The organism is Pseudomonas sp. Pseusp49 (assembly GCF_059491875.1).
The window spans coordinates 10,108-29,600 of record NZ_CP168514.1 but is presented as its reverse complement, the minus strand read 5'-3'; the positions used below and the strand labels follow the sequence as shown (position 1 = coordinate 29,600).

Sequence of the window (19,493 nt, the reverse complement as noted above, 5' to 3'; positions counted from 1 at the left end):
TCTAGCGCTCGTGCAGTGCCTCGGCCCGCGCGCGGATGATCGGCTTGAGCAAGTAGCTGAGGATGGTCTTCTTGCCGGTAATGATGTCCACGGAAGCCACCATCCCCGGAATGATCAACAAGGGCTTTTCGTCGGTGCCCAAGTGGCTGCGTTCTGTGCGCAGCTTGATGATGTAGTAGGTGGTTTTCTTGTCATCGTCGGTAATGGTGTCGGCACCGATCTGTTCCAGCTTGGCCTTCAGCCCACCGTAGATGGTGTAGTCATAGGCGGTGAATTTCACCGTCGCTTCCTGCCCCGGGTGCAGGAACGCGATGTCCTGCGGGCGGATCTTCGCCTCGACCAGCAAGGTGTCGTCCAGTGGCACGATTTCCACCAGGTCGCTGCCTGGCTGGATAACCCCGCCGATGGTATTGACCAGCAACTTGTTGACGATACCCCGCACCGGCGAGGTGACCAGTGTCCGGCTGACCCGGTCTTCCAGGGCCTTGCCAGTGGCTTGGGCCTTGTTCAGATCGGTGCGTGCTTCATTGAGCTGGGTCAGGGCTTCGCTACGGAACTTGCCGCGAGTTTCGTCAATTTTGCGCTGTACTTCCTTGATCGCCGACTCGGCTCGCGGAATAGCCAGGGTGGTGGCGTCGAGCTGGCCACGGGTCTCCGCTTCGGCACGCCTGAGTCGCAGGACTTCCACCGGCGATACCGCGCCCTGGGCCACCAATGGCTCGGACATGCTGATTTCCTGACGCTGGAAGCCCAATTGCTGGCGGTACTGCGCCTGCTTGGAGGTGAATTCGCGCAGCTCTTGCTGGCGCTGGATCAACTGCTCCTGCAAGCCGCCAATCTCGTCGAGCAACTGCTGGCGGCGACTCATATAGAGCGACTCTTCGTTCTTGGCCTGACCCGGCACGGCCTTGAGTACATCCTCGGGGAAGTTCAGGGGACGATCTTCGAGCTCGGCGCTCAGACGCTCGACCCGCAACACCATCGACAACCGATCGGCTTCGGTTTCACCGACGTTAGAGGCAAATCGCGTGTCGTCCAGGCGAAGCAGCGGGGCACCGGCGTCGACGATCTGGCCTTCCTTGACGAACAGCTCGGAAACGATACCGCCCTCAAGGTTCTGGATTTTCTGGATCTTCGACGACGGAATCGCCTTGCCATCACCCTTGGTCACTTCGTCGATGACCGCGAAGTTGGCCCAGAGCATCAGGAATACGAAGAACGAGATGATCGCCCAGATCGTCAGCCGCACCACACGCGGCGCGTCTTCGATCAACGCCTTGTTGACCTCCGGCAGCGGCTGGCCCTGAAGCGAAGCAGAGCCTTTGAAGTAGCGAAGGATCGAACCCTTACCCGACTTAAGCAACACTGATCTGCCCCTTCTTCAACGCTTCCATCACCGCGGCTTTCGGGCCGTCGGCGAGTATCTGCCCGCGGTCGATCACGATCAGCCGATCCACCAGCGACAACAGCGATGCCCGGTGAGTCACCAGCACCACGGTCTTGTTTTCGATCACGGCTGCCAGGCGCTGCTTGAGGCGCTCTTCACCGGTGTTATCCATGGCACTGGTCGGTTCGTCGAGCAGCAGGATCGGCGGATTGAGCAGTAATGCACGGGCCAGGGCCACGTTTTGCCGTTGGCCGCCGGAGAGGTTCTGCCCGCGTTCGCCCACTTGCAGCTCATAACCCTGCGGATGCAGGCGCGCATATTCGTGGACACCGGCCAGCTCAGCCGCTTGCAACACCAGTTCATCCTCGACATAACGCGCACCGGAAACCAGGTTGTCGCGCAAGGTACCGGCGAGCAGCTGAATGTCCTGGGGCACGTAGCCGATGTTGTAGCGCAACTCGCTGACGTCGATCTGGCGGATATCCACGCCATCGACCAACAACGAGCCGTCATCCGGCTGATAGAGCCCTACCAGCAGTTTTGCCAGCGAGCTCTTGCCCGAGCCGCTTCGGCCAATGATGCCGATCTTCTCGCCGGGACGAATCACCAGATTGATGTTCTTCAGCGCCAGGTTCTGCTGTTGGGGGTACGTGAAATTGAGCTGGCGGCATTCAATGGCGCCCTGCAGCACCTTGCGGCTGAGCGGGCGCTCTTCGAAATTGCGCTCCTGGGGCAGCTCCATCATTTGATCGACCGACGTCATGGTCACCCGTGCCTGCTGATAGCGCGTCAGCAACCCGGAGAGCGACGCCAGCGGGCTGAGCGCACGGCCACTGAGCATATAGCAGGCAATCAGGCCACCCATGCTCAGGTGACCGTCGATGATCTGGTACACACCGAAGACAATCATGATCACCCCGGCCAGTTGCTGGATCAGCAAGGTGATGTTCATCGCCAGGCCGGACAGCATCTTCACCCGCAACTCAAGGCGACTGAGGGTGCCGATGGTCTGTTCCCACTGATACTGGCGTTCGCTTTCGGCGTTGTTGACCTTTACCGCATCCAGCCCGGCCAGGGTTTCGATCAGGCTCGACTGACGCTCGGCTCCCAGCGCCATGGTCCGCTCCATGGTCGCTACCAGGGGTTTCTGCAACGCATAACCGATGGCCAGGGCGATCGGGAAGGCCAGCACCGGTATCCACACCAGATGGCCGCCGAGGATCGCGATAACCATGAAAATCAGCAGGGTGAACGGCAGGTCGATCAGGCTGGTAAGGGTCAGCGAGGCGAGGAAATCGCGCAGACTCTGAAATTCATGGATGTTCTGGGCAAAACTGCCGACCCGTGCCGGCCGGTACTTCATGGTCATGCCGACGATGCGCTCGAACAGCGTGGCCGAGATGATCAGGTCGGTTTTCTTGCCGGCCAGGTCCAGGCACAGGCTGCGCAGGCTTTTCAGGATCAGGTCGAAGAGGTAGGCGCCAGAGATGCCGACAGCCAGCACCCATAGCGTCGCTTCGGCCTGGTTTGGCACGACACGGTCGTAGACGTTCATCACGAACAACGGCGCGGCCATGGCAATGATGTTGATCAGGAAACTGGCGGCGATGGCGTCGGCGTACAACCAGCGCGAACGCTTGAGGGTGTCACGGAACCACGAGCGCGCACGCGGAATCAGCGTGCCGTGATTGACGTCGAATTTGTGCTGCGGCTGGGCAAAAAAGACTTTACCGGTGTAATCGTCAGCCAGTAGCTCGCGGCTGACCAGGGACTCACCGCCATCGCTTTCGCTGAGCAGCACCCGCACCTGATCTTCGCCTTGCCAGCCAAGCAGGACGGCGCTGCGACCGTCCTTGAGCAGCAACAATGCCGGCATGGCAATCGCCGGAATGTCCCCCAGCTTGCGCTGCAACACCCGACCTTGCAGCCCCGCACGAGCCGCCGCACGTGGCAGCAGCTCGACACTCAAACGCTGCTCGGGCAGTGGCAGGCCGGTGGTGAGCATGGCCGCGCTGGCCGGTTTCTGGTGCAGCATGCAAAGAGCGAGCAGACCATCCAGCAACGGATCGTCATGCAACGCGCGCGGATCATGAATGAGTTGAACCCGACTGACTTCTGATTCCACGCTCGGCACTCTTGGCTAACAATTGAACAATGAAGGTCCTGCTCAATTCATACCGGGCAATTGGACCTTCGGCTTCACGTCGTTCTGCACAACGGATGCCAATGGTGCGACCACTCCCTGGCTCTTGAGCAACTCGCCCATGGTCGCCTTGATTCGGTACTGAGTAAATAACTGAATGTTCTTGATCTCCACCAGACGGTGAGAAGAGGTGAACAACTCGTTCTCGCTGTCGAGCAAATCGAGCAGAGTGCGCTCGCCGAGGCTGAACTGACGCTGGTAAGCGGTTCGCACGGCGGTGCTGTGATCAACGTACTGCTGGGCGATCGGCACCTGGGCATTGGCGTTGTTCAGGGCGTTCCAGGCCAGGCCAAGTTCTTCATTCAATTGGCGCAGGGCGTTGTTGCGGATGTCCAGCGCCTGGTTCGACAGGTAGGCCTTGGATTCCAGGTCGGCCTTGTTGCTGCCGCCGGCATACAGGTTGAAGCGCATGCGCAGCATGGCCTGCCATTCGTTGTTATGGCCGTTCTGACCATCGATATCGTTGTCTGCGGTGCGACCCAGTTCAGCATCGAAGCGCGGGTAGAAGGTCGACTTGGCCGTGTCGTACTGCTTTTCGGCGGCGGCGATGTCGGATTCGGCCGAGCGCAGGATCGGGCTGTTTTCCAGCATCTGCGCGCGGGCTTCATTCAGGTTGGCCGGCATCAGCGCCAGGAAACTCGCCGGGCGCTCCAGTTGATCGGGCATCTGGCCGACAGCGGACAGGTAGTTGGTTTCGGCATCAGCCAGGTTGGTCTGCTCGGTGATCAGGTTGTTGCGCGCCTGGGCCATCCGCGCCTCTGCCTGATCGAGGTCGGCGCCGCTGCCGACGCCACGCTGGGTGCGCAGCTGGATCTGGTCGTAAATGCGTTGGTGGCTCTTGAGGTTGTCCTCGGCCAGGCGCACGAATTCGCGACGGGTCAGCACGTCGAGATAGACCTGGGCCACGGTCAGCCCGGTACGCTCGGAAGTACTCAGCAGCGAATAGGCGCGGGAGTTGACGGTGGCTTGTTGACGCCCTACTTCGCTGGTCGTCGCAAAACCGTCAAAAACCATTTGGGTCAGTCGCAAGCTCGATTCACTGCGGTTCAGATTTTCCCAGTGGTTGTTGCTGCCGTCCCCGCGTGTGGTGACGCTGTCAGTGCCTTCGCGGCCATAACCACCCAGCAAGTCCACCCGTGGGAGGTATCCCCCTTGCGCTGCCTTTAACTGATAGTCCGCAGCCAAACGACTGTTTACCCCTGCCTGGACTTCCGGATGGACATCCAATGCCTGTTGCATGGCTTCGGGTAAGGATTGCGCTTGTACGAAAGACGCGGCGAGCGCGAAGGGTATAGCCATGAACAAAGGCGAACGCATTGTAGGAATTTCCCAGGACTTCTTGTCTTGAATCACGACTGAAAAACGCGCCGTGTCGGAAGATGGCGAGCGGAATGACCGTATGTCGGAAAGTTCGAAAGCGGAACTGGATCACATACCAAGGACAGGTCACAGCTCAAATATCAATGTGACATTACTGGGGCGATTGTTTAGGATGGCTCCAAGAAGGTCAATAGTTTGGCATAAAGTTAATAGCGAAAAAATATAGCCAAAATATTGACGAATTGAAGCGTCAAACTTGTGCATCTATTTTGCAATGTAACGTCCAGACTGGTCGGCGCAGACGCCATCAGGTCTATGGAAGTCAACTGAACGTGACACCCCGGAGAGTCTTCAATGAGCAGTGTTGTTGCCATCGTCAAAAGCATTGTCGGTCAAGTTTTCGTGGTGTCCCCAGAGGGCATCCGCCGCGTTCTCGTTGAAGGCGACAAACTGTTCGCCGGGGACCAGATCGACACTGGCCTGTCCGGTGCCGTGTCCCTGGAACTGGCCGATGGCCGCACCCTCGACCTGGGCCGCGACACTCAGTGGAGTGCTGAAGCGCCGGACTCCAGTGCTGACCTGGCAGCGGCCACCGCACAAGCCGCGCCGTCCGTTGAAGAGCTGCAACAAGCCATTGCCGCCGGTGCCGACCCGACCAAAGACCTTGAAGCCACCGCCGCGGGCCCGACCGCCTCAGGTTCGGGTGGTGCCGCCGGGGGCGGTCACAGCTTCGTGATGCTCGACGCCACGGCAGGCCGCGTCGACCCGACCATCGGCTTCCCAACCGCCGGTCCTGAATCCACGGCCACTCCCACTACACTCGATACTGGCAACCAGAACACCACGACCATCACGACCCTCAACGCTCCGAGCGTATTGACCGCGGATACGGGCACTCTGGCCGAAGACAGCGTCGCGACGGGCAACGTACTGAACAACGATAGCGATGCCGAGACACCGCTCAGCGTCGCCAGCTTCACCATCGCCGGCGTCACCGGCAGTTTCAGCGCAGGCCAGACAGCGACCATCGTCGGTGTCGGTACGTTGACCATCGGCGCCAATGGCAACTACACCTTTACTCCGGACGCCAACTACAACGGTGCCGTACCGCAAATCACGTACACCACCAGCACCGGCTCGAGCAGCACTCTGGATCTCACCGTGACCGCGGTCGATGATCCGAGCGTTTTGACTGCCGACACCCAAACCATTGCTGAAGACACCGCCGCGATCGGCAACGTGCTGAACAATGACAGCGACATCGATAACGCCCTGAGCGTGGTCACCTTCACCATCGACGGTGTTCCTGGCACCTTCACCGCGGGCCAGACGGCGACCATCGCCAACGTCGGCACCCTGGTCATCGGGGCCGACGGCGCCTACACCTTCACACCGGCCGAGAATTACAACGGCACAGTGCCAACCGTGAGCTACACCGTCACCGACGGTTCCACCTCGACGCTGAACATCGGTGTTACGCCGGTTGATGACAGCTTTATCGATGCCAGCGAAAGCGTGACCACCGCTGAAGATGCCCCGGTGACCGGCAGCGTCCTCACCGGCACTTCGAGCGTCGATGGCCCGGTCAGCGTGGTGAACTTCACCATTGGTGATACCACCTACGTCGCCGGCCAGACCGCGACCATCGCCAACGTCGGCACCCTGGTGATCGGGGCCAACGGCGCCTACACCTTTACGCCGGACGCCAATTACAACGGCAGCGTGCCAACGGTGAGCTACACCGTCACCGACGGTTCCGGCACGGACGTCACCTCGACCCTGAACATCAGCGTCACCCCGGTCGACGACAGCTTCACCGACCTCAGCGAAAACGTGACCACCGCTGAAGACACCGCCGTGACTGGCAGCGTCCTCACCGGCACCTCAAGCGTCGACGGTCCGGTCAGCGTGGTCAACTTCACCATCGGTGATACCACCTACGCCGCCGGCAGCACCGCGACCATCGCCAATGTCGGCACCCTGGTGATCGGGGCCAACGGCACCTACACCTTTACCCCGGACGCCAATTACAACGGCAGCGTGCCAACCGTGAGCTACACCGTCACCGATGGCTCCGGCAGCAATGTCACCTCGACCCTGACCATCGACGTGACCCCGGTCGACGACAGCTTCACCGACCTCAGTGAAAACGTGACCACCGCTGAAGATGCCCCGGTGACCGGCAGTGTGTTGACGGGCACTTCGAGCGTCGACGGCCCGGTCAGCGTGGTGAACTTCACCATTGGTGATACCACCTACGTCGCCGGCCAGACCGCGACCATCGCCAACGTCGGCACCCTGGTGATCGGGGCCAACGGCGCCTACACCTTTACTCCGGACGCCAATTACAACGGCAGCGTGCCAACGGTGAGCTACACCGTCACCGACGGTTCCGGCAGCAATGTCACCTCGACCCTGAACATCAGCGTGACCCCGGTCGACGACAGCTTCACCGACCTCAGCGAAACGGTCTCCACTCAAGAAGACACCGCCGTGACTGGCAGCGTCCTCACCGGCACTTCGAGCGTCGATGGCCCGGTCAGCGTGGTGAACTTCACCATCGGTGATACCACCTACGTCGCCGGCCAGACCGCGACCATCGCCAATGTCGGCACCCTGGTGATCGGGGCCAACGGCACCTACACCTTTACCCCGGACGCCAATTACAACGGCAGCGTGCCAACCGTGAGCTACACCGTCACCGATGGCTCCGGCAGCAATGTCACCTCGACCCTGACCATCGACGTGACCCCGGTCGACGACAGCTTCACCGACCTCAGTGAAAACGTGACCACCGCTGAAGATGCCCCGGTGACCGGCAGTGTGTTGACGGGCACTTCGAGCGTCGACGGCCCGGTCAGCGTGGTGAACTTCACCATTGGTGATACCACCTACGTCGCCGGCCAGACCGCGACCATCGCCAACGTCGGCACCCTGGTGATCGGGGCCAACGGCGCCTACACCTTTACTCCGGACGCCAATTACAACGGCAGCGTGCCAACGGTGAGCTACACCGTCACCGACGGTTCCGGCAGCAATGTCACCTCGACCCTGAACATCAGCGTGACCCCGGTCGACGACAGCTTCACCGACCTCAGCGAAACGGTCTCCACTCAAGAAGACACCGCCGTGACTGGCAGCGTCCTCACCGGCACTTCGAGCGTCGATGGCCCGGTCAGCGTGGTGAACTTCACCATCGGTGATACCACCTACGTCGCCGGCCAGACCGCGACCATCGCCAATGTCGGCACCCTGGTGATCGGGGCCAACGGCACCTACACCTTTACCCCGGACGCCAATTACAACGGCAGCGTGCCAACCGTGAGCTACACCGTCACCGATGGCTCCGGCAGCAATGTCACCTCGACCCTGACCATCGACGTGACCCCGGTCGACGACAGCTTCACCGACCTCAGTGAAAACGTGACCACCGCTGAAGATGCCCCGGTGACCGGCAGTGTGTTGACGGGCACTTCGAGCGTCGACGGCCCGGTCAGCGTGGTGAACTTCACCATTGGTGATACCACCTACGTCGCCGGCCAGACCGCGACCATCGCCAACGTCGGTACCCTGGTGATCGGGGCCAACGGCACCTACACCTTCACTCCGGATGCCAACTACAACGGCAGCGTGCCAACGGTGAGCTACACCGTCACCGATGGCTCCGGCACGGACGTCACCTCGACCCTGAACATCAGCGTCACCCCGGTTGACGACAGCTTCACCGACCTCAGCGAAACGGTCTCCACTCAAGAAGACACCGCCGTGACTGGCAGCGTCCTCACCGGCACTTCGAGCGTCGATGGCCCGGTCAGCGTGGTGAACTTCACCATTGGTGATACCACCTACGTCGCCGGCCAGACCGCGACCATCGCCAACGTCGGTACCCTGGTGATCGGGGCCAACGGCACCTACACCTTCACTCCGGATGCCAACTACAACGGCAGCGTGCCAACGGTGAGCTACACCGTCACCGATGGCTCCGGCAGCAATGTCACCTCGACCCTGAACATCGACGTGACCCCGGTCGACGACAGCTTCACCGACCTCAGCGAAAGTGTGACCACCACTGAAGATGCCCCGGTGACCGGTAGCGTCCTTACTGGCACAAGCAGCGTCGACGGCCCGGTCAGCGTGGTGAACTTCACCATCGGTGATACCACCTACGTCGCCGGCCAGACCGCGACCATCGCCAACGTCGGCACCCTGGTGATCGGCGCCAACGGCGCCTACACCTTTACTCCGGACGCCAATTACAACGGCAGCGTGCCAACGGTGAGCTACACCGTCACCGACGGTTCCGGCACGGACGTCACCTCGACCCTGAACATCAGCGTCACCCCGGTTGACGACAGCTTCACCGACCTCAGCGAAAACGTGACCACCGCTGAAGACACCGCCGTGACCGGCAGCGTCCTTACTGGCACGAGCAGCGTCGACGGCCCGGTCAGCGTGCTTAACTTCACCATCGGTGAAACCACCTACGCCGCCGGCAGCACCGCAACCATCGCCAACGTTGGCACCCTGGTGATCGGGGCCAATGGCGCCTACACCTTCACCCCGGCCGATAACTACAACGGCGCGGTGCCGACCGTCAGCTACACCGTCACTGACGGCTCCGGCAGCAATGTCACCTCGACCCTGACCATCAACGTCACCCCGGTCGACGACAACTTCACCGACGCGAGCGAAAACGTGACCACCGCTGAGGACACCGCCGTCACCGGCAGCGTCCTCACCGGTACCTCGAGCGTCGACGGTCCGGTCAGCGTGGTGAGTTTCGCCATCGACGGCGTTCCTGGCACTTTCAACGCCGGCCAGACCGCAACCATCGCCAATGTCGGCACCCTGGTGATCGGCGCCAATGGCGCCTACATCTTCACCCCGGCCGATAACTACAACGGCGCGGTGCCGACCGTCAGCTACACCGTCACCGATGGCTCCGGCAGCGATGTCACCTCGACCCTGGCCATCAACGTGACGCCGGTCGACGACAGCTTTATCGATGCCAGCGAAAGTGTGACCACCACTGAAGATGCCCCGGTGACCGGTAGCCTTCTCACTGGCACCTCGAGCGTCGACGGCCCGGTCAGCGTGGTCAATTTCACCATTGGTGATACCACCTACGTCGCCGGCCAGACCGCGACCATCGCCAATGTCGGTACCCTGGTGATCGGGGCCAACGGCGCCTACACCTTTACCCCGGACGCCAACTACAACGGCACAGTGCCAACCGTGAGCTACACCGTCACCGACGGTTCCGGCACGGACGTCACTTCGACCCTGAACATCAGCGTCACCCCGGTCGACGACAGCTTCACCGACCTCAGCGAAAACGTGACCACCGCTGAAGACACCGCCGTGACTGGCAGCGTCCTCACCGGCACCTCGAGCGTCGACGGCCCGGTCAGCGTGGTGAACTTCACCATCGGTGATACCACCTACGTCGCCGGCCAGACCGCGACCATCGCCAACGTCGGCACCCTGGTGATCGGCGCCAACGGCGCCTACACCTTTACTCCGGACGCCAATTACAACGGCAGCGTGCCAACGGTGAGCTACACCGTCACCGACGGTTCCGGCACGGACGTCACCTCGACCCTGAACATCAGCGTCACCCCGGTTGACGACAGCTTCACCGACCTCAGCGAAAACGTGACCACCGCTGAAGACACCGCCGTCACTGGCAGCGTCCTCACCGGCACCTCAAGCGTCGACGGTCCGGTCAGCGTGGTCAACTTCACCATCGGTGATACCACCTACGCCGCCGGCAGCACCGCGACCATCGCCAATGTCGGCACCCTGGTGATCGGGGCCAACGGCACCTACACCTTTACCCCGGACGCCAATTACAACGGCAGCGTGCCAACCGTGAGCTACACCGTCACCGATGGCTCCGGCAGCAATGTCACCTCGACCCTGACCATCGACGTGACCCCGGTCGACGACAGCTTCACCGACCTCAGCGAAACGGTCTCTACCCAGGAAGACACTGCCGTCAGCGGCAGCGTCCTCACTGGCACGAGCAGCGTCGACGGTCCTGTCAGCGTGGTTAATTTCTCCATCGACGGCGTTCCTGGCACTTTCAACGCCGGCCAGACCGCGACCATCGCCAATGTCGGCACCCTGGTGATCGGGGCAAATGGCGCCTACACCTTCACCCCGGCCGATAACTACAATGGCGCGGTGCCAACCGTCAGCTACACCGTCACTGACGGTTCCGGCACGGACGTCACCTCGACCCTGACCATCAACGTCACCCCGGTCGACGACAGCTTCACCGACCTCAGCGAAAACGTGACCACCACTGAAGACACCGCCGTCACCGGCAGCGTCCTCACCGGCACCTCGAGCGTCGACGGCCCGGTCAGCGTGGTGAATTTCACCATCGGTGAGACCACCTACGTCGCCGGCCAGACCGCAACCATCGCCAACGTCGGCACCCTGGTCATCGGGGCCAACGGCGCCTACGCCTTCACCCCGGCCGCCAATTACAACGGCACGGTACCCACGGTCAGCTACACCGTCACCGACGGTTCCGGCAGCAATGTCACCTCGACCCTGAATATCAGCGTCACCCCGGTCGATGACCCGAGCGTCCTGATTGCAGATACCAAGACCGTCGATGAAGACCACGCGGCAACGGGCAACGTGCTTGGCAATGACATCGATGTCGACAACACTCTGAGTGTCGCGACATTCACCATACAAGGCGTTCCCGGTTCCTTTACCGCGGGTCAAGTCGCGACTATCACCGGCGTCGGTACTGTGACTATCGCCACCAACGGCGATTACAGTTTCACCCCTGCAGCGAACTGGAACGGAACGGTTCCACAGATCAGCTACACCACCAACACCAACTCCACCAGCACGCTGGACATCACGGTCAATCCGGTCAACGACGCTCCGACCGTTAACACCACCTCGGCCAGTGGTGATGAAGATCATTTGATCGCCGTGCAACTCGGCGGCAATGACATTGACGGCAGCGTCAATCACTTCACCCTGACCAGCCTGCCGGCCAATGGCAAGTTTTACGCAGACGCCGCCGGGACCATCGAGCTGACCACCAGCAGCGTAATCTCCGCAACGGCCAATGGTGCAACGGTTTACTTCAAACCCACCGGCGACTGGAGTGGCACCACCAATTTCACCTACAGCGCGACCGACAACGGTGGCATGCCTTCTGCCATTTCGGCGACCGGCACCATCGTCGTCGCGCCAGTCACCGATACCCCGAGCCTGTCGCTGACCGGTGGCGGTATCGTTGCCTCGACCGACTTCCAGGAAGTCGCTACGAGTATCGACGTCGATGTCAGCAAGCTCGGCAACGGCGCCTGGCACACTGACAACCGCGGGGGCATGGTCGAAATCGGCAAAGCCAGCGTCTACGGTGCCGGCGGCGATAACCAGGTCATCGAACTCGAGCGCAATACCGGTGATGCGAGCAACCTCTACACCACTATCGATGCGAAGGCCGGCACCACGTACAACGTATCGTTCGACTATGCACCGCGCGCCGGTGTAGATAATTCGCTCATCAACGTGTACTGGGGCGGTCAACTCATTGGCTCCCTGAACACCTCGACCACGGGCATGCAGCACTACAGCTTCGACATTCCGGTCACTGCCGATGGCAACCAGAAACTCGAGTTCCGTGCTGGGGACAGCAACAGCCTGGGCGGCCTGCTGGACAACATCAATGTCACTCAGGTGCTCAACTCGGGCCTTGAAGACAACGCGATCCTGTTGTCCACCATCCAGGCCCACACCAATGACGCCGACGGCTCGGAAACGCTCGCCCTCACACTGAGCGGCTTGCCAGCGGGCTCCAGCCTCTCCGATGGCACCCACACCTTCAATGCTGCCAACGGCTCGACGTCGGTGGACATTACGGGCTGGAACCTGTCTACGCTCAAGCTGACACCGCCGACGAACTTCAATGGCGACATCCCCCTGACCGTAACGGCCACCGCCAAAGACGGCGATGCCCCAAGCGCGAGCACCTCGCTGCCACTGGTAGTGCACGTGGCTGCCGTCGATGACGCCAGCGTGCTGCAGTCGGACCAGATCACCGTCGAAGAGGATCACAACGCGATCGGCAACGTGCTGACCAACGACCACGATGTCGATAATGCCCTGAGCGTCGCAAGCTTCAGTGTGAACGGGGTCAACGGCAGTTTCACGGCGGGCCAGACCGCAACCATCACGGGTGTCGGTACGCTGATCATTTCCAGCAACGGCGACTACACCTTCAAGCCGGCTGCCGACTGGAATGGCAACGTTCCACAGGTGACATACACCACCAATACTGGCTCGAGCAGTACGCTGAACATCAGCGTTACGCCGGTCAACGACAACTTCACCGATGCCAACGAAACGCTGTCCACCCCGGAAGACACCGCCTTGACCGGCAGCGTCCTCTCCGGCACGAGCAGCGTCGACGGCCCGGTCAGCGTGGTCAACTTCACCATCGGTGATACCACCTACGCCGCGGGCAGCACGGCGACCATCGCCAACGTCGGTACCCTGGTGATCGGTGCCAATGGGGCTTACACCTTCACCCCGGCCGCCAACTACAATGGTACGGTACCGACCGTCACCTATACCGTCACTGACGGTTCGGGACCCAACGACACCTCGACCCTGAACATCAGTGTTACGCCGGTCAACGACAACTTCACCGACGCCAGCGAAACGGTCTCGACCCTGGAAGACACTGCCCTCAGCGGCAGCGTGCTCACCGGCACGAGCAGCGTTGACGGTCCGGTCAGCGTGGTCAACTTCACCATTGGTTCGACCACTTACACGGCCGGCACCACGGCGACCATCGCCAACGTCGGTACCCTGGTGATCGCGGCGAACGGGACCTACACCTTCACCCCGGCCGCCAACTACAACGGCACCGTGCCAACCGTTACCTACACCGTCACCGACGGTTTGGGACCTAACGACACTTCCACCCTGAACATCAGCGTCACGCCGGTCGACGACAGCTTCACCGACGCCAACGAATCAGTCTCCACCCTGGAAGACACTGCCTTGACCGGCAGCGTCCTCTCCGGCACGAGCAGCGTCGACGGCCCGGTCAGCGTGGTCAACTTCAGCATCGACGGCGTGACGGGTACTTTCAACGCCGGCCAGAGCGCGACCATCGCCAACGTCGGCACCCTGGTGATTGGTGCCAATGGGGCTTACACCTTCACCCCGGCCGCCAACTACAACGGCACAGTGCCGACTGTTACCTACACCGTCACCGACGGTTCGGGAACAAACGACACTTCGACCCTGAACATCAGCGTCACACCGGTCAACGACAGCTTCACCGACGCCAACGAAAGCGTGACCACCGCTGAAGACACCGCCCTCAACGGCAGCGTCCTCACTGGCACGAGCAGCGTCGATGGCCCGGTCAGCGTGGTCAATTTCACCATCGGTGATACCACCTACGCCGCCGGCAGCACGGCGACCATCGCCAACGTCGGTACCCTGGTGATTGGTGCCAACGGTGCCTACACCTTCACCCCGGCCGCCAACTACAACGGCACGGTGCCGACCGTCACCTACACCGTCACCGACGGTTCCGGCACAGACGACACTTCGACCCTGAACATCAGCGTCACGCCGGTCAACGACAACTTCACCGACGCCAGCGAAACGGTCTCGACCCTGGAAGACACCGCCCTCACGGGCAGCGTCCTCACTGGCACGAGCAGCGTCGACGGCCCGGTCAGCGTGGTCAACTTCAGCATCGACGGCGTGACTGGCACCTTCAACGCCGGCCAGACCGCGACCATCGCTAACGTCGGTACCCTGGTGATCGCCGCGAACGGGGCTTACACCTTCACTCCGGCTGCCAACTACAACGGCACGGTGCCGACGGTTACCTATACCGTCACCGACGGTTCGGGCCCCAACGACACTTCGACCCTGAACATCAGCGTTACGCCGGTCAACGACAACTTCACCGACGCCAACGAAAGCGTGACCACCGCTGAAGACACCACCCTCACCGGCAGCGTCCTCAGTGGCACGAGCAGCGTCGATGGCCCGGTCAGTGTGGTCAACTTCACCATCGGTGATACCACCTACGCCGCGGGCAGCACGGCGACCATCGCCAACGTCGGTACCCTGGTGATTGGTGCCAACGGGGCTTACACCTTCACTCCGGCTGCCAACTACAACGGCACGGTGCCAACGGTCACCTACACCGTCACCGACGGTTCCGGCACAGACGACACTTCGACCCTGAACATCAGCGTTACGCCGGTCGACGACAGTTTCACCGACGCCAACGAAACGGTCTCGACCCTGGAAGACACCGCCCTGACCGGCAGCGTCCTCAGCGGCACCTCGAGCGTCGATGGTCCAGTCAGTGTGGTCAACTTCACCATTGGTTCGACCACTTACACGGCCGGCAGCACGGCGACCATTGCCAATGTCGGTACCCTGGTGATTGCGGCGAACGGCGCATACACCTTCACCCCGGCTGCCAACTACAACGGCACGGTGCCGACCGTCACCTACACCGTCACTGACGGTTCGGGAACCAACGACACTTCGACCCTGAACATCAGCGTCACGCCGGTCGACGACAGCTTCACCGATGCCAACGAAACGGTCTCGACCCTGGAAGACACGACCATGACCGGTAGCGTCCTCTCCGGCACGAGCAGCGTCGACGGCCCGGTCAACGTGGTCAACTTCAGCATCGACGGTGTGACTGGCACCTTCAACGCCGGCCAGACCGCGACCATCGCTAACGTCGGCACCCTGGTGATCGGCGCCAACGGCGCTTACACCTTCACCCCGGCCGCCAACTACAACGGCACGGTGCCGACCGTCACCTACACCGTCACTGACGGTTCGGGAACCAACGACACTTCGACCCTGAACATCAGCGTCACGCCGGTCGACGACAGCTTCACCGACGCCAACGAAACGGTCTCGACCCTGGAAGACACCGCCCTGACCGGCAGCGTCCTCTCCGGCACCTCGAGCGTCGATGGCGCGGTCAGCGTGGTCAACTTCACCATTGGTTCGACCACTTACACGGCCGGCAGCACGGCGACCATCGCCAACGTCGGCACCCTGGTGATCGCAGCGAACGGTGCTTACACCTTCACCCCGGCCGCCAACTACAACGGCGCTGTGCCGACCGTCACCTACACCGTCACCGACGGCTCGGGAACCAACGACACTTCGACCCTGAACATCAGTGTCACGCCGGTCGACGACAGCTTCACCGATGCCAACGAAACGGTCTCGACCCTGGAAGACACTGGCCTGACCGGCAGCGTCCTCTCCGGCACCTCGAGCGTCGATGGCGCGGTCAGCGTGGTCAACTTCACCATTGGTTCGACCACCTACACGGCCGGCAGCACGGCGACCATCGCCAATGTCGGTACCCTGGTGATTGCGGCGAACGGCGCTTACACCTTCACCCCGGCCGCCAACTACAACGGCACCGTGCCAACGGTCACCTACACCGTCACCGACGGTTCGGGACCTAACGACACTTCGACCCTGAACATCAGCGTCACGCCGGTCGACGACAGCTTCACCGATGCCAATGAAACGGTCTCGACCCTGGAAGACACTGCCTTGACCGGCAGCGTCCTCAGCGGCACGAGCAGCGTCGACGGCCCGGTCAGCGTGGTCAACTTCAGCATCGACGGCGTTACGGGCACTTTCAACGCCGGCCAGACCGCGACCATCGCCAACGTCGGTACCCTGTTCATCGGGGCCAACGGTGCTTACACCTTCACCCCGGCCGCCAACTACAACGGCACCGTGCCAACCGTCACCTACACCGTCACTGACGGTTCGGGAACCAACGACACTTCGACCCTGAACATCAGCGTTACGCCGGTCAACGACAGCTTCACAGACGCCAGCGAAACGGTCTCTACCCTGGAAGACACCGCCCTCAGCGGCAGCGTGCTCACCGGCACGAGCAGCGTCGATGGTCCGGTCAACGTGGTCAACTTCACCATCGGTTCGACCACTTACACGGCCGGCAGCACGGCGACCATCGCCAATGTCGGTACCCTGGTGATCGCAGCCAGTGGGGCCTACACCTTCACCCCGGCCGCCAACTACAACGGCACAGTGCCAACCGTCACCTACACCGTCACCGACGGTTCGGGACCCAACGTCACCTCGACCCTGAATATCGGCGTCACGCCAGTCGATGACCCGAGTGTGCTGGCTGCGGACCTCAAAACCACCCTTGAAGACCAGGTCGCCACCGGTAACGTGCTGACCAACGACCGTGATGTGGACAACGCTCTGAGCGTGACCAAGTTCACTATCGGTGGCATCGAGTACAACGCGGGGGGGACTGCCACCATCGCAAACGTGGGCAGGCTGACAGTCGCTGCCAGCGGTGACTACAGCTTTACCCCTGCCGACAATTGGAGTGGCAAGGTTCCGACTGTGACCTACACCACCAATACCGGTTCAAGCACCACGCTGGACATCAGTGTGACCGCGGTCGCGGATACACCGATCGTGACCGCCACCACGTCTCAGGTGGCCGAGAACAGCAGCATCGCGTTGGGCTTGAAGGTAACGTCGGTGGATACTGATGGCTCTGAAACCCAGACCATTACCTCCATCGGTGGAATCCCGGCGGGTGCGACCCTGACCGATGGCACGCACACCTTTACCGGCACAACCGGTAACGGCGTCGTCAACCTCAGTGGGTGGGATGTGAGCAAGTTGAGCTACACCCCGGCACCGTACGCCACCGGCACCAACACGCTGACCGTGACGGCAGTCTCGACCGAGAGCCAGGGTGATTCGGCCAGCAATACGACGCAGATACCGATCACGATCAATCCAGCGGTCTATAACCCGCTCACTGCCACCGCCGGTAACGACACCGTCACCGGCACCAGTGGCAATGACATCGTGGTGTCGGATATCGGCGGGCTGACGGTCGCACCAGGTCAGAACTACAATATCGCCTTCATGGTCGACAGCTCGGGCAGTATGGGCGACGCCTCCATGTCGGCGGCGAAGAAGTCTCTGGAGGCGGTGTTTACTTCGCTGATCGCCAGTGCGACTTCGAAAGACGCGAATCCGGGTACTGTGAAAGTGTTCCTCGTGGACTTCGACACGACGGTCAAACAGTCGATTTCGATCGACCTGTCCAGCAAGGATGCCCTGGCGAACTTGAAGTCGGTTCTCGACGGCATGAAATCGGGCGGATACACCAACTACGAGGACGTGTTCAAGACCACCGCCAACTGGTTCTACAGTGCTGATGCGAAGAGCAACCCTAATGCGATCAATCTCACCTACTTCATTACCGACGGTGAACCAACCGCTTACACCAGCAATGAACAGACCAACCCGGTCGTCGTCAACTTCAAGTCAAGCAGCTCCCCGGACCTGACCCTGGACAGCCTGTTGAAACTGGGTGACTACAGGCCTGGCACTGCTTTCACCACAGTGATCGGCGGCGCAACTCGTACGTTGGTCGATGCCAATGGCGCCGTTTACAAATGGAGTGAGGACAGCAAGGGTAACTGGAGCTCTTCAAAATACAGTGGCCTGACACTCCATGCGCAGGGTGACGGCACTTATGAGTTGTCGGCCAACGATGGCGATGGCTATGTCGACAGCACCAGCGCCACCAATGCCGCAGCGGCATTTGCCCTGTTGGCGGCGGCCCACTCCACCGTGCAAGCCATCGGCCTGAACGGCGACGTCAAGGAAAGCGACCTGGCGCCGTACAACACCACCGACGGCAAGCCGCTGGCCAATATCAACCCTTCGGATCTGGCCAACGCGATTCTCGGCCACAGCGAGGCCACGCTACCGGGTCACGACACCGTCAACAGCGGTGATGGCAATGACATCATCTTCGGCGACCTGGTGAGCTTCAATAGCGTCACCGGCGAAGGTTACGCTTCGCTGCAGGCTTTTGTAGGCCTGCAAACCGGGGTCGAGACCAATCTGGTCACACCAAGCAATGTGCACCAGTACATCACCGAGCACTACAACGTGTTCGATGTGTCTGGGGCTCAGGATGGTGCCGATACGCTGCTCGGCGCCGCCGGCAATGACATCATCTTTGGCCAGGGTGGCGACGACAAACTCTACGGCGGCACCGGCAATGACATTCTGCTCGGCGGTACCGGAAACGACTTGCTGGACGGTGGCGACGGCAATGACATTCTCTTGGGCGGCAAGGGCAATGACACCCTGACTGGCGGTTTGGGCGGCGACACCTTCGTCTGGAAAGCGGGCGACACCGGCAACGACGTGATCAAGGACTTCAAGGCCAGCGAAGGCGACCGGATCGACCTGCGCGATCTGTTGCAGGGCGAAACCGGGAGCACCATCGACAACTTCCTGAAGATCACCACGGTCGATGGCGTGTCGTCGCTGCAAGTCAGCTCGACCGGTCAGTTCAACTCTGGCAATGCCGCAGCCGCCACGCCGGACGTGACGATCAAGCTGGAGGGCAACAACTGGTCAAGCGCCAACCTGCACAACCTGATTGCCGGTAGCGATCCGACCATCAAAATCGATCACAACAACAGCTGATGCATGAAAACGGCCGCCCCTTCC

The 19,493-nt window shown here is 61.4% G+C and carries 4 protein-coding genes; 1 reads left to right on the top strand and 3 read right to left on the bottom strand.

The features are described 5' to 3' along the window. Position 1: 1 nt before the first annotated feature. Genes ACEN83_RS00070 through ACEN83_RS00060 form a run of 3 tightly spaced genes read right to left on the bottom strand, consistent with a single transcriptional unit; the run spans position 2 to position 4,907 of the window. Complete coding sequence (locus ACEN83_RS00070) at positions 2–1,366, bottom strand: HlyD family type I secretion periplasmic adaptor subunit (RefSeq protein ID WP_116582491.1); 1,365 nt, start codon at positions 1,364–1,366, stop codon at positions 2–4. Continuing rightward, positions 1,356–3,512 carry a type I secretion system permease/ATPase gene (locus ACEN83_RS00065; RefSeq protein ID WP_116582490.1) on the bottom strand — a complete coding sequence of 719 codons (2,157 nt, stop codon included), beginning with the start codon at positions 3,510–3,512 and terminating at the stop codon, positions 1,356–1,358. Before ACEN83_RS00065 ends, ACEN83_RS00070 begins: the two co-directional genes overlap by 11 nt. A 42-nt stretch (positions 3,513–3,554) precedes the next feature. Further along, entirely contained in the window at positions 3,555–4,907 is a 1,353-nt protein-coding gene (locus ACEN83_RS00060; protein WP_116582489.1) for a TolC family outer membrane protein, read from the bottom strand. Between the two features lie 357 nt (positions 4,908–5,264). Between ACEN83_RS00060 and ACEN83_RS00055 the strand changes: the two genes are divergently transcribed. Next, complete coding sequence (locus ACEN83_RS00055; protein WP_495579177.1) at positions 5,265–19,469, top strand: retention module-containing protein; 14,205 nt, start codon at positions 5,265–5,267, stop codon at positions 19,467–19,469. Positions 19,470–19,493: the final 24 nt, after the last annotated feature.

Bases quoted from the DNA above. Each gene is read 5' to 3' on its own strand.
- ACEN83_RS00060 (WP_116582489.1), bottom strand. From the start codon at position 4,907: ATGCGTTCGCCTTTGTTCATGGCTATACCCTTCGCGCTCGCCGCGTCT.
- ACEN83_RS00055 (WP_495579177.1), top strand. From the start codon at position 5,265: ATGAGCAGTGTTGTTGCCATCGTCAAAAGCATTGTCGGTCAAGTTTTC.